Below are 13,288 nucleotides of genomic sequence, written 5' to 3' on the forward strand. Positions count from 1 at the left end.
TTTGTGCGGATATGCGGAGCAAAATCGCCGGAAGATCAATATCTTTCAAGATTTTGCGACAAAATAGCCCGTGCAAATCCGGGTGATCCGAAGGACAACTGATATGGGAGAAAGCCTCTGCGTCAAACCCCTTGACCGGGGTTCACCCCGCTCTGCGGCATTTTCCTAGCTTTTTCTCTCATATCAGTTGCCGGGTCGGTCATGGACATGAGTTTTGACCCTACGCAGCTATCCGGAAAAAATCCAGTCTCGCGAACGGGGTATCGCATGGCAGCGGCGCATGGCAGACCCGGCAAATTTGGCGAACAGTTCGCGCACACCCGTTTTTCGTGTAAGATCAAGGCAATCAGCAAAATCCATTCAGGGGGAAGATAAATGGATGCAATTGATCGCAAACTGATCGACATCCTGCAGGAAGACGCATCACTGTCCTATTCGGTTTTGGGAACAAAGGTCGGGCTGTCTGTTTCTGCGGTGAATGATCGTGTGCGCAAGCTGCGCGAACAGGGGATTATTCAGGCCTATCGCATTTCGGTCGATCCGCACGCCATTGGCCGTGCCTTGACCGCAATGGTCTGGCTGCGTACCGATCCGGCCAAGGGCAACAAGAAACTGGTCAAATCCCTGATCAAGGCCGATGAAGTGCTGGAATGCCATCACATGACCGGGCGCTTTGATTTTCTCGTCAAACTGCGCCTGCGCGATACCGGCCATCTGGAATCGTTTATTTCCGACACGATCAAGGAAATGCCCGGCGTCGTCGAAGTTCTGCCGGAAATTGCCTTGTCGACGGCCAAGGAAACCCTATTTGTTCCGGCGCAGGCCGACCACGAATAGGGTGCCGTGCCTGACTTTACAGTTTCAGGATAATTTTGATCAGTCATCGGGGGGTGATGGCATTGCCGGTCATCATTTCCTAAGTATCACTATGTGATAGTACTGCGCGCGTAACCCGCCAAACCCATTCTGATGTCCCGACATAGGAGCCCCCGAAATGATTGAATCGATGAATCTGGTGATCCTGATTGCATCGATTCTGGTGGTGGTGGCTGTTTTCACCAGTCTGGTCAGCTTCCGGGTTGGCGCCCCGTTGCTTCTGGTGTTTCTGTTTGTCGGTCTGGCGGCGGGCGAGGATGGCATTGGCGGCATCATGTTCGACAATGCGCCGCTCGCCTATTTCATCGGCTCCATCGCGCTCGCCCTGATCCTGTTTGACAGTGGCTTTGAAACCCAGCTCCGAACGTTAAAAATCGCCGCCGGTCCATCGCTTGTTCTGGCCACTTTCGGGGTGTTGATCACCACCGGGGTGATTGGCGGGGTAACCTGGCTGGTGCTCGATGTGCCTTGGCTGGTCGCACTTCTATTTGGTGCGATTGTTAGTTCAACCGATGCGGCGGCGGTGTTTTTCCTGCTGCGTGTGGGCGGCATCAATCTGCGTGATCGTACGCGCAGCACGCTTGAAGTTGAATCGGGTTCGAACGATCCGATGGCGGTGTTTCTGACCATTTCGCTTGTCGAGCTGATCATTCTGGGTGGTGGCGAGAATATCGCGCTTGAACTCCTGCAACGCTTCATCCTTCAGATCGGCCTTGGCGCGATCTTCGGCCTTGCCGGCGGTTATGCGCTGGTCTGGATGATCAACCGGGTCAAACTTGAACCGGGACTGGTGCCGATCATTACCATGGCGCTTGCCCTCAGCCTGTTTGGCGCGACCAGTATTCTCGGCGGCAGTGGCTTTTTGGCGGTCTATGTCGCGGGTCTTTATGCCGGGAACAGCAACATGAAAATGAGCGTCGGCGTCCGGCGTTTTCAGCATGTCACCACCTGGCTTGCCCAGATCGCGATGTTTGTCACCTTGGGCCTGCTGGCCACCCCGTCCGAATTTGGCACGGTTGTCCTTCCGGGCGTCATTCTGGCGCTGGTTCTGGTGTTTGTCGCCCGTCCGGTGGCGGTCTGGCTGTGCCTGATGTTCTTTAACTTCTCGCGCAATGACACTGCCTTTATTTCATGGGTCGGCTTGCGCGGCGCGGTCTCCATCCTGCTGGCCATTGTGCCGATGGTCGAAGGCGTGCCCGAAGGGCAGCTGTTGTTTAACACCGCCTTCATCGTCGTGATCACGTCGCTTTTGTTGCAGGGCTGGACGATCCGGCGGATGGCGCATTGGCTGGGCATCATTGTGCCGGCCCGCCACGGTCCGGTGGACCGTATTGATCTTGAACTGCCCGGCAATGCCAATCAGGAAATCGTTGTCTATCGCGTCCACGAAGCCAGTGCGGTTGCCACCGGCCATCGTATTCCGCGCTGGGCACGGCCAAGCCTGATCCTGCGCGATGGCGCGTCATTGCGCCCGCATTCCGCCGGGCCGGTTCAGGGCGGTGATCAGGTCTATATCATTACCCCGCCCAAGCATGTCGACCTGCTCGATCAGCTCTTTGCCGGCCCGGCCGAGGGGGCCAATGACGTCGAACTGTTTGGCGATTTCAGCTTCCCGGCCGATACCCGAATTGCCGATATTGGTCGTCTGTATGGCTTTGCCGTCGACACTGATGACACCGAACTCACCGTGGCCGAAATCCTCGAACGTGATCTGCCCGGCGATCTCGAACTCGGTGATCGCATGCCCTATGGCACGGTGGAGCTGATCGTGCGCCGCACCGATGATGAGCACGACGTGCTCGAGGTCGGCTTGGCGGTCGAACAACAAAAAGCCAAACCCAAACGCCGTATTCCGATCTTCCAGTCGCGTAGCGAATTGCTGGCAATCTGGAAAGACTGGCAGAAACGCAAACGCGCCGAAAAGAACGCAGCGCTGAGCGATCAGACATCATCAACGGCCAAGCAGATCGAACATGGCACAGACGAGGCCGATGTGACTGAGGCACCCGACGTGCCGGACGCATCCGATGACAATATCGAAGATATGGCTGACGACACGGCTGGTGACACGCCCGAAGATGGTGCTGAAACCCCCGAACCAGAAGAAGACAGCGGCAAAAAGGCCGGCAAAGCAGGCCGGTCGAAAAAATCCTGATTGGCTATGCATTAGATTTCTGGTTTTTGGATTAGTTTGGCTAATGGCAGGATCAAAAAAGCTGGTTTGGCGCCGGTTCTGAACTGCCCTAAATTGTGGCTTCAATTCTTTTGGAGTCCTTGGGCCATGTTCGGTCTTTACGCAGCAGTTGTCTTGATCTGGGGATCGACCTGGATCGCCATTCAGTATCAGCTTTCGGTCGCCCCCGAAGTGGCCGTGGCTTATCGCTTTGCCTTGGCAACGCTGATTTTGATGGCCTGGTGTGGCCTACGCCGCTTGCCGATGCGCTTTACGCTCCGCGATCATTTCTTCATGGCGGTTCTGGGCGTCTGTCTGTTTTCGCTGAACTATGTCCTGATCTATGTCGCCAGTATCCATCTGACGTCCGGGCTTCTGGCGGTGGTGTTTTCAACCATCGTCATCATGAATATGATTAATGGCGTGATCTTTTTCCGCCGCCGTCCCGAAACCCGCACATTGATCGGGGCCGGGATCGGCCTTACCGGCATTGCCATGGTCTTTGCCAATGATCTGGCCGCCTTCGATCTGACCACAGGCGGCAGCATCGGGCTTCTGGTCTCCCTTGCGGGGGCTTACATCGCATCGCTTGGCAATATGGCGTCCGCACGCAACCATGCGCGCGGCGTGCCGGTCATGCAGGCCAATGCGTACGGCATGCTTTATGGCACGGTCTTGCTGTTTGGCTATATCGCCCTTGCCGGAATCCCGGTGACCTTTGATACCAGTGCCAGCTTCTTGGCCGCTTTGGTCTATCTCGCCCTGTTCGGATCGGTTCTGGGCTTTGGCTTCTATCTGACACTTTTGGGCAAGATCGGGCCGGATCGGGCGGCCTATAGTTCGGTGATGTTTCCGATTGTTGCGCTGTTGTTGTCGACCTGGTTTGAGGATTTCCACTGGTCTGGCAATATTATCTGGGGTGTCGCGCTGACATTGGTCGGCAACGTGGTTATTCTGACCAAACGGGTTCCCAAACCGGCGACCAAGGTTCTCGAAAAGGTCGCACCAGTACAACCAACTTGTGCAACAAACCCGACAGCGAAGCCCTGATCGCGATGCCTGAAGACGGAGTAACAAGATGAACGGTGCGGCCTATTTCGAACGCATGGCGCAATATAATCTCTGGGCCAATTCGCGTGCCTACGGGCTTTGCGCGAAATTGCCAGCGGCCGAACTCGATGCCCCGCGCACGGCCTTCTTCCCGTCGATCCTGCGCACGCTCAATCATATCCTGGTGGCTGATCGCATCTGGATGAGCCGCCTGCTTGGCAGTCCCGTGGCCATGCCGCTCAATACGGTGCTTTATGAAAACTTCGATGAACTCCACCACGCCCGCGTGGCCGAAGATCAGGCGATCATTGAGTTCACCAACGGCCTGACCGATGCCGAAGTAACCGCCGATCTTACCTATCACTCGGTCGCGGGCGATGCCTATACCATGCCGCGCGATCTGGTTTTGGCGCATATGTTCAATCATCAGACCCATCACCGTGGACAGCTGTCCAATATGTTGATTGAGGCCGGATTGGGCCCGCTTGAGATTGATCTGGTCTTTTTCGCCCGGGATCAGTTGGGATGATCGAACTTCTCGTTGCCTATACGCCGTTTCTGATCGCCGCCCTGTTGCTCAATATCTCTCCGGGGCCGGACATGGCCTATATTGTCGGGCAAACCGCGGTGCATGGCCGCAAGATCGGCCTGTTTTCGTCACTTGGCGTGATTTCCGGTGCCTTTGTCCATGTTTTGGCGGCAACCTTTGGTCTTTCGGCCATTCTTGCCACCTCGGCGCTGGCCTTTGCCATCGTTAAATGGATTGGCGTTGCCTATCTGGTGTGGCTGGGCATCGGTGCACTGCGCAGCAGCTTTGCCAAATCCGAAAGTGATGCGCAATCGGCTGAACCGGCTGCCCCGATTTCGACCAAACCGATGACCGCCTTTGGCGCCTGGCGTCAGGGGGTGATGATTGATGTGCTCAATCCCAAGGTGGCGATTTTCTTCATGGCCTTCCTGCCGCAATTCATTGATCCAAGCCGTGGCAATGGCGCGGTGCAGTTTCTCGTACTCGGCCTGATGGTGCTTCTGATCGCCTTTGTGGTTGAGGGCATGCTGGTTTTGGCGGTGGCCTCGGCTGCGGGCCGGATCAAGGGCAGCCGCAAGCTCGGCGCCTGGTTGAACCGCGCCCTTGGCGGCATGTTCATCGCCCTTGGCATCCGTCTTGCCATCTCCCAGCAATAGCTTGAAATAATCAGCCTTGCTTAGGATTTCCGCGCCAGATAGGTGACCAACGCACGCGATGCCGGGGCAGCGGTAATGCCATGGGCAACCACGCTGATGCAAACAATCATGGTACCAGCGGCAAACAGCGGTTTGAACGCGCCCGGATCAATCATGGTTGCCATGATCAGCATGTAAATCACCGATGCGATCCCGCGCGGCCCGAACCAGCCGATATAAAGCTTCTCGCCCAGGCTATAGGGGCTGCCGATCATGCAGATCCACACACAAATCGGGCGCAGGACAGCAAGGCTTGCAATCGAAAACACCAGCATCGTCCAGGTCCAGCTTTCATAAAGTGCCGGCACAACGATCAGGCCAAAGACAAAGAATGTCAGCATGGTCAGAAGCTCTGACTCGGCCTCGCCAAAGCTTTCAATCGCGTCCTTGACCTTGTCACTCGAAATATTCAGCGCAAGCCCGCCGGCAAAGGCCGCGACAAAACCATTGCCGCCCAATTCCTCGGCCAGAAGGAATATGAAAAGGGCGGCCAGAACGCCGAGCAACCTCTCAAACCGCGCAACGATGGTCCTGTTCTTGACCGCGTGATTGACCACCTGACCAATGACATAGCCACTGACCACCCCGATCACCGCCCCGATTGAAATCTCAAGCAGCGCCTCGGCGACCCAGCCCTGATGTCCGTTGCTCAGAAGATTGGCTTCCAGCAAAACCGCCGTGGTAAAGACCGGCAGGACCAAGCCGTCATTAAGCCCGCTTTCAATATTGATGCCCTGGCGCACCGGTTCGGGCACGCCCTTGTTTTCAAGGACGGGGCGGCCAAGGGCGGCATCGGTCGGGCTGACAATAAGGGCAAGGATCAGGGCCGGCACCAACCCGATAGAGGCATCAAGCCCGACAATAAACGCCCACGTCACCCCGATGGTCAGCGGCAACCCGATCAACAGCAGCCGGATCGCGATATTGCGCGCCGCACTTTCCTTGCGGTAATCAAGCACCGCCGCATCGAGAAACAGAATGATCGCAAGCGTCATCTCGGCAAAGCCAGTGGCAAAATGAATGCTGCCCGAAAGCGCATCCATCGGTGCGCTGTGCCAGATGCCCAGCGGCAAGGCGACCAGCATCCCGGTCAGGACCATCATCATCGGTGATGAAATATTGCGACGTTGCAGGCGGCGCGATTGCAGGCCGTAAACCAGCCCGGAGCCGAGAAAAAGAATGATCACCCATTCAAACATGGCGCTGCCCAACCTGTTGCCCTGATCCGGGGTAGTCTGCCCCAAAGGTCGCGGATCGCCAAATGTTTAAGGCATCACACGGCCTTACGCGATGGCCTTTTGCAAAACCGCCAACCCTTCGGCATGGGCGCGGCTGTCACCACTGGCAATCACCAGATCGCCACTGTTGATGGTAAGGGCATTGCCTTCCCAATCGGTAATGATCCCGCCCGCACCCTCGATCACCGGCACGGCAGCACAGAAATCATAGGGTTGCAGGTTGGATTCCACCAACACATCGCCAAGCCCCATGGCAATCAGGCCATACCCATATGAATCGATGCCGTAAATCGGCTGCTTGGCCGCGCCAAAGACCGCCTCATATCCGGCAATTGCCTTTGGCTCAACGAAAAGGTCCGGCCCGGTGGTGAAAATGGTGGCATCTTTCAGGTGCGCACATTCGCGTGCCTTGACCACATTACCATTCAATGTCGTTGGTTGCCCTTCGACCCCGATCCAGCGTTCATCCAAAATAGCCTGATCAATCACACCCAGCACCGGCTTGCCATTGCGACACAGCGCAATCAGGGTGTTGAAGCTGGGCTTGCCGGTGATAAACGACTTGGTGCCGTCAATCGGATCAAGGATCCAGACATATTGGGCATCAAGGTTTTCCGGCCCGTATTCCTCGCCCAGAATGCCATGGTCGGGCAGCTCCGCATTGATCAGATCGCGCATGGTGCGCTCGATCGCGCGGTCGGCATCGGTCACAAGGCTGGCATCACCCTTTTCATCGATAGAAAGCGGCTTGCGGTAATAGCTTTGCAGCACCGGGCGCGCCGCATCGGCAAGCTTGTGGGCCATATCGAGAAACGGGGCATTGTTGGTCATCGGATTTCCAGTATTCGGCAAGGTCAGTTTGGTGGCAGCGCGGTCAAACGGTAAATGCGATCAGGCCTTCGCGGCCTTGATCGTCGCCAGAACATCCTGATGGCAACGTGCATCGCCACTGGCAACCACATCACCGGAACTATCGATATGAAGCGGCTTGCCGGCCCAGTCGGTCATCACACCACCAGCCCCTTCGACGACTGGTACCAACGCACAAAAATCATACGCCTGAAGGCCGATCTCAACCACCGTATCGGCCAGACCGAGTGCTGTCAGGCCATAGGCATAGGCATCAACGCCATACATCGGCACCCGGCAGTTTTTCGAAACCGCCTGATAGGCCTTGGCGGCATCGCCCTTGAACAGTTCGGGCGCGGTGGTAAAGAACGTCGCACTCTTCAGGTCTTCGCATTCGCGCGCACTGATCTCAACGCCATTCATCGTGCTGGCCTGTCCCATGACGCCGACCCAGCGTTCATCGGTAATCGCCTGATCGATAATGCCCAGAACCGGGGTGCCCTTGTGGCAAAGTGCAATCAGGGTTGCAAAGCTCGGCTTGCCGGAAATGAACGATTTGGTGCCGTCAATCGGATCGAGCACCCAGACATATTCCGCATCGGTATTTTCCCGGCCATGCTCCTCGCCCAGAATGCCGTGATCGGGCAGTTCGGCATTCAGGATATCGCGCATGGTGCGTTCAACCTCGCGGTCGGCAATCGTCACCGGGCTGTCATCGGCCTTTACATCGACCGCGACCGGGGTGCGGTAATATTTGCGCACGACCGGGCGTGCGGCATCGGCCAGTTTGTGGGCGATTTCCAAAAACGGATCGAGATTTTCCATAAAGGCATTCCTGCAGGCGGTTGATGTCTGGCGGCGGGGTATGGTTATGGCCGGTACTATTTCCGCTTTGGGCCCAGAAGGCAAGGACGCCATATATAAAGTCCCAAACGACAAACCCCCAAACGCAAACAGGGGACAGTTTCCTGTCCCCTGCGAAATCGGTGCTGACCTGAAATATCCGGTCAGACGAAAGCTTTACTGCGCGGTGGCCGCGTCAACAGCCTCGCCGGCTTCCTCGGCAGCGCCTTCAACGGCGGCTGCGGCATCATCAACGGTTTCTTCAACCGCTTCGGCGGCTTCGTCAACGGCTTCTTCTGCGGCCTGGGCGGCTTCAACCGCTGCCGGATCGGGCAGGGCGACCGGGTTGTCAGACTTGGTGTTCAACCAGGCGATAACCGCGGCACGATCTTCGGCCTTTTTCAGACCGCCAAAGCTCATTTTGGTGCCATCGATGTAATCGCGCGGCTTGTACAGGAACTCGTTCAGCTCCTCAAAGCCCCAGGAACCACCATGGTTGGCCATCCCGTCAGAATAGGAGAAGTCATCCTTGTGCGCGAACGCGGCACCAACGATGCCATAAAGGTTCGGGCCGGTTTTGTTCGGGCCGCCTTTTTCGACGTCATGGCAGGATGCGCATTTTTTGAAGACTTTCTCGCCTTCACCCATGTCGGCCGAGGCCAGCATGGCAAGAATCGGTTCCGGGCCTGCCGGTTCTGCCGGTGCAGCAGCAGGGGCATTTGCGCCCGCCATCACATCTTCGGAGAACGGATATACCGGTGCTTCCAGTTCTTCAGGACTGACCAGTGCGCTGCCGACCTTGCCGACAACCACTACCAGAAGCACAGCACAAATAACGCCGGCGACGATCTTGTTGATTTCCATCGTGTTCATGACGGGACCCCGTTACAGCCTAATCACTCTCAGGTTTTATCTTTATGTTCTACCCATGCGTCCCCGGCAATCCTCGATCAAGAGAAACACACGTGTAACCGCAGGCAAAACTGGTCGGTGGGAAACTATACGTTTCAGCGATTTGCATCAACCTTTCTTAAACACCAAGGTGAACAAGCTTGCCTTAGAACTTTCGTCTAGTGTTCCGCAAAACGCGATTCCGTCTTTCGTCGCCGCACCAAAACCGGCTAATGTCGCGCCGATTAAGAACCTGTGTTCTGCCATTGCTTGTTCACACCACGCTTTGCGCAAGATCAAAGAACAGGTGATTTGTGCCCCATAACTTATGCCCGGCCGGAGTGAAGAAATGTCGACCCCGCGCAATCCTGTTGTTGTAATTCCCGCCCGCATGGCGTCCACGCGTTTGCCCAATAAACCGCTGGCCGATATCTGTGGCGAACCCATGATCGTTCAGGTCTGGCGTCGCGCGACGGAGGCCGGAATCGGTCCGGTTCTGGTCGCCTGCGCCGAACAGGAAATTGCCGATGCGGTCACTGCCGCCGGGGGTATTGCCGTTCTGACCGATCCCGACCTGCCCAGCGGATCGGACCGCGTCCATCAGGCGCTCCAGACATTCGACCCCGAAGGCAAGTTTGACGCGGTGGTCAATGTGCAGGGGGATCTGCCGACCATTGATGCCGCCGATATCCGCGCGGTGTTTGATCCGCTTACCGACCCGAATGTTGATATCGCGACTTTGGCCGCTGAAATCAAACGTGATGAAGAACGCACCAACCCCAATGTGGTCAAGGCGGTCGCGGCCTTTGGCACCGGGCGTGTCGCCCGCGCGCTTTATTTCACCCGGGCAACCGCACCTTATGGTGACGGGCCGCTTTATCATCACATCGGTCTTTATACCTATCGCCGTGCCGCCCTTGATCGGTTCGTCTCCCTGCCTCCGGCAGAACTCGAACAACGTGAAAAGCTTGAACAGCTGCGCGCGCTTGAAAACGGCATGGTGATCGCGGTTGCCCTTGTTGATGGCGTGCCTTTGGGTGTCGATACACAAGAAGACCTTGAACGCGCGCGCGAAGTGCTGGGTGCATAGTTGCGGAACCAGCCACCAAGTGCTTTAAGTTCATAATCAAAATACATGACCACTTCAGGAAACAGCCAGATGACTGCGCAACAAAGGATCGCTTTTCAGGGAATGCACGGTGCCTATTCAGATCAGGCAGCCCGTCGCGCCTTTCCGGGTGCAACGACAGTACCGTACAGGACCTTTGAAGGCGCCTTTAGCGCACTCGAGGATGGCGATGTCGATCTGGCCGTGATCCCGATTGATAACACACTGGCCGGGCGTGTCGCCGACGTGCACCACATCCTGCCTGAATCCGGTGTGCATATCATCGGTGAAACCTTCCTGCGCATTAACCATGCGCTGGTTGGCGTACCGGGCACGAAGATCGAAGACATCAAGGAAATCCACAGCCACGTTCACGCGCTTGGCCAATGCCGCAAACTGCGCAAGGAACTCGGTGTGAATGCCGTGGTCGGGCCGGATACCGCGGGCTGTGCCAAGGAAGTCGCTGATCGCGGCGATAAATCGATTGCCGCCATCGCACCGGTTTTGGCCGCCGAGATTTATGGTCTTGATGTGCTCCGGACCGAGGTCGAAGACGCCGAACACAACACCACGCGCTTCATCATTCTGGCGCGTGAACCGCTCGATATTCCCAATGACGGCACTCCGGTGGTGACAAGCTTTGTCTTCCGCGTGCGCAACGTCGCGGCAGCCCTTTATAAGGCACTCGGTGGTTTTGCCACCAACGGGATTAACATGACCAAGCTTGAAAGCTACATGGTCGAAGGCCACTTCACCGCGACCCAGTTCTTTGCCGAGGTCGAAGCCCACCCCGAACAGCTCGGCCTGCGTCATGCGCTTGAAGAACTGCAATTCTTCTCGCACGAAGTCCGCATTCTGGGTGTTTATCCGGCGCACTCCTTCCGCAAGGAAAACAACCTTCCGGCGGAATAAACGGAAAAAAGAATTCGCAAAACAAAAAGGGCCGGACAAATCAATGTCCGGCCCTTTTTTTGAAATCAGGTTCTTACGACCCGGCTTGGTTCTTCAGATCGGTCGAGAAACGATGAATGATCTGGCTCAGTTCAGCCGAGCGATCAGAAAGCTCGGCAGAGGCTGATTTCAGTTCATCGGCATCGTTGGTCGTGCCCTGGGCATTCTTCATGGTTTCGTCAACGCTCTGGGAAATCTGTTTCACGCCATCCGCACTGCGGTTGGCATTGCCCGAGATTTCCTGCGTTGCCGCACCCTGTTCTTCAATGGCCGCCGCAATTGCGGTTGATGCGCTTCGGACCTGTTCGATGGTTTCCGAAACCCGCGAAATGCCGGTCACCGCACGTTCGGTGCCGTCAACAATGTCATTGATCTGGGCGGCGATTTCATCCGTCGCCTTGGCCGTCTGGGTGGCAAGGTTTTTGACCTCGTTTGCCACAACCGCAAAGCCTTTGCCCGCTTCACCCGCACGCGCAGCCTCGATGGTGGCGTTCAGCGCCAGAAGGTTGGTCTGACCGGCAATATCGTTGATCAGGCCAATGATCTCTTTGATCTTCTCAACGGTCTCGGACAGGCCGGCAACGTCATTTGACGCGCTCTGGCTTTCATCGGTTGCCCGTTCCACAGTGTTCGACATCTGCGAAATCTGAACGTTGATTTCGGTGATCGAGGACGAAAGTTCCTCGGTCGCTGCGGCAACCGCATCGACGTTCTGGGAAACTTCACCGGCGGCGGATGCCACCTGCTGGCTCTGGCCCAGAATGCCATCCGCACTCTGTGACATGCTCACCGCAAGATCGGCACTGCGTTGAACCGAACGATCAACGGCCTTGGCGATACCACCGACTTCGCTTTCAAGCTTTTCGGCGATTGCGCGGATATTGCTGCGGCGTTCTTCTTCGGCTTTTTGTTTCTGAACCGCGGCATCGGCTTCAAGCTGCTGGGCCTGTGCCGACTTGTCACGCAGTGCCAGAACACCGGCTGCCATGTCGCCAATTTCAACGAACCGGGATTCGGTTTCGACCGGTGCCTTGTAATCGCCATCGGCAATCGTGCGAATGCTGCTGTTCAGGCCGACGATGCTGCGCGTGATCCGCGTGCCGACAAGCCAGGACAAAACACCGGCAATGATGATCGCGATGACGGAAATGATCGCAATGCGCTGCATGACAGAAATGAATTCTGCCTGAACATCGTCCATATAGACGCCAGCGCCAAGGGCCCAGTTCCATTCCTTGATCGGGCGCACATAGGCGGCCTTCTCGATCAGTTTGTCACCTTCACCCGGCTTCTTGGTTTCATACAGGATCACATCGCCGCCTGCTTTGGCTGCGGCAACAATCATGTTGCGCACCTTGCTGTCGGGATTGCACTTGCCAACATCTTCCGGGCTCAGCGGATCAAGCTGCATGCAGTAATTATAATCGGTGGCATAGATATAGTTCTGCCCGTCAAACCGGTATGCATTAAGCACATCCAGGGCCGCAGCCTTGGCTTCGTCTTCGGTCATCTCGCCGCTTTTGGCTTTGGCGATATAATTATTGACGATCGTGACCGCACCCTCGGTCAAATTCGAAATCTGTTCAAATTTCGCATTTCGAAGACTGGTTTGATAGTTCAGGGCGACTGTGGCGATAATTGCCAGCAGCACCAAAAGGCAGATGGCGGGAATGGAAAATATCCCCGTGACGACCCGAAATCGCATGATTATCCCCTTCCAAGCGATTGTAGTGATCGCACTATATGCACATGATTTGAGAACCAAATGATTAATATTGCGTGCGATATTTGTTACATGGTTATGACGGTCACAAACCCCAATAACCGGGGGAATGCGTTTTTGCATGGCTGATCGGCGCGGGGATTGATTGACTTATGGTCAAATGCCCTGTATCACCCGGCTCATTCCTTCGCTTGCAAAGACAGAATGAGCTGTCAGGAACTGTATGAAAAGGCGAGGGCGGGTTCGGCGTGATGACGTCGATGCCTCACATCATTTGCCTCTCATGCAGGGTCCGACGCAGTGGCTGCTCTTTGCCGCGCACCGGTCATGACTTCGTTTGGGCAGGCACCCACAGGCGTTAA

Annotated in this window: 12 protein-coding genes; 7 read left to right on the forward strand and 5 right to left on the reverse strand. The window is 56.3% G+C overall.

Annotated features, from left to right (window positions below; all coding sequences use genetic code 11):
- Positions 1-375: 375 nt before the first annotated feature.
- The 5 genes from WBY09_RS03090 to WBY09_RS03110 all read left to right on the forward strand — a co-directional run bounded on the left by WBY09_RS03090 (position 376) and on the right by WBY09_RS03110 (position 5,284).
- Complete coding sequence (locus WBY09_RS03090; protein ID WP_008888499.1) at positions 376-837, forward strand: Lrp/AsnC family transcriptional regulator; 462 nt, start codon at positions 376-378, stop codon at positions 835-837.
- 157 nt (positions 838-994) lie between these two features.
- Positions 995-3,031 carry a potassium/proton antiporter gene (locus tag WBY09_RS03095; RefSeq protein WP_336231940.1) on the forward strand — a complete coding sequence of 679 codons (2,037 nt, stop codon included), beginning with the start codon at positions 995-997 and terminating at the stop codon, positions 3,029-3,031.
- Between the two features lie 126 nt (positions 3,032-3,157).
- Positions 3,158-4,099 carry a DMT family transporter gene (locus WBY09_RS03100; protein ID WP_336231941.1) on the forward strand — a complete coding sequence of 314 codons (942 nt, stop codon included), beginning with the start codon at positions 3,158-3,160 and terminating at the stop codon, positions 4,097-4,099.
- 28 nt (positions 4,100-4,127) lie between these two features.
- Positions 4,128-4,628 carry a DinB family protein gene (locus tag WBY09_RS03105; protein ID WP_336231942.1) on the forward strand — a complete coding sequence of 167 codons (501 nt, stop codon included), beginning with the start codon at positions 4,128-4,130 and terminating at the stop codon, positions 4,626-4,628.
- On the forward strand, positions 4,625-5,284 hold the full coding sequence (locus tag WBY09_RS03110) for a LysE family translocator (RefSeq protein WP_008888495.1): 660 nt from the start codon (positions 4,625-4,627) through the stop codon (positions 5,282-5,284). The genes WBY09_RS03105 and WBY09_RS03110 overlap by 4 nt, the downstream gene beginning before the upstream one ends.
- Positions 5,285-5,304: 20 nt before the next feature.
- Here the strand turns inward: WBY09_RS03110 and WBY09_RS03115 are convergent, their stop codons facing one another.
- From WBY09_RS03115 to WBY09_RS03130, 4 genes are all read right to left on the reverse strand, one after another.
- Positions 5,305-6,522, reverse strand: coding sequence for a cation:proton antiporter (locus WBY09_RS03115; RefSeq protein WP_063086851.1), 1,218 nt, complete (start codon positions 6,520-6,522; stop codon positions 5,305-5,307).
- A gap of 84 nt (positions 6,523-6,606) precedes the next feature.
- Positions 6,607-7,392 (reverse strand): inositol monophosphatase family protein, encoded by a 786-nt coding sequence (locus WBY09_RS03120; RefSeq protein WP_336231943.1) that lies wholly within the window; start codon positions 7,390-7,392, stop codon positions 6,607-6,609.
- Between the two features lie 60 nt (positions 7,393-7,452).
- Positions 7,453-8,235 carry a histidinol-phosphatase gene (gene hisN / locus WBY09_RS03125; protein WP_336231944.1) on the reverse strand — a complete coding sequence of 261 codons (783 nt, stop codon included), beginning with the start codon at positions 8,233-8,235 and terminating at the stop codon, positions 7,453-7,455.
- A gap of 195 nt (positions 8,236-8,430) precedes the next feature.
- A complete protein-coding gene (locus WBY09_RS03130) occupies positions 8,431-9,126 on the reverse strand; it encodes a c-type cytochrome (protein WP_336231945.1) in 696 nt (231 codons plus the stop codon).
- A 367-nt stretch (positions 9,127-9,493) separates the two neighbouring features.
- On the opposite strand from WBY09_RS03130, the gene WBY09_RS03135 reads away from it, so the two are divergent.
- Together WBY09_RS03135 and WBY09_RS03140 are read left to right on the forward strand one after the other, a co-directional pair.
- Positions 9,494-10,234 carry a 3-deoxy-manno-octulosonate cytidylyltransferase gene (locus tag WBY09_RS03135; RefSeq protein ID WP_120224675.1) on the forward strand — a complete coding sequence of 247 codons (741 nt, stop codon included), beginning with the start codon at positions 9,494-9,496 and terminating at the stop codon, positions 10,232-10,234.
- Positions 10,235-10,303: 69 nt separating this feature from the next.
- Positions 10,304-11,164, forward strand: a complete 861-nt coding sequence (locus WBY09_RS03140; RefSeq protein ID WP_040822211.1) for a prephenate dehydratase — start codon at positions 10,304-10,306, stop codon at positions 11,162-11,164.
- A 73-nt stretch (positions 11,165-11,237) separates the two neighbouring features.
- Here WBY09_RS03140 and WBY09_RS03145 read toward each other — a convergent pair whose 3' ends face one another.
- The gene (locus WBY09_RS03145) at positions 11,238-12,908 is read right to left on the reverse strand and encodes a methyl-accepting chemotaxis protein (RefSeq protein ID WP_063086704.1); all 1,671 of its coding nucleotides are present in this window, start codon (positions 12,906-12,908) and stop codon (positions 11,238-11,240) included.
- Between the last annotated feature and the right edge of the window lie 380 nt (positions 12,909-13,288).

This window comes from Thalassospira sp. CH_XMU1458 (assembly GCF_037027205.1).
Classification (GTDB): Bacteria; Pseudomonadota; Alphaproteobacteria; order Rhodospirillales; family Thalassospiraceae; genus Thalassospira; species Thalassospira tepidiphila.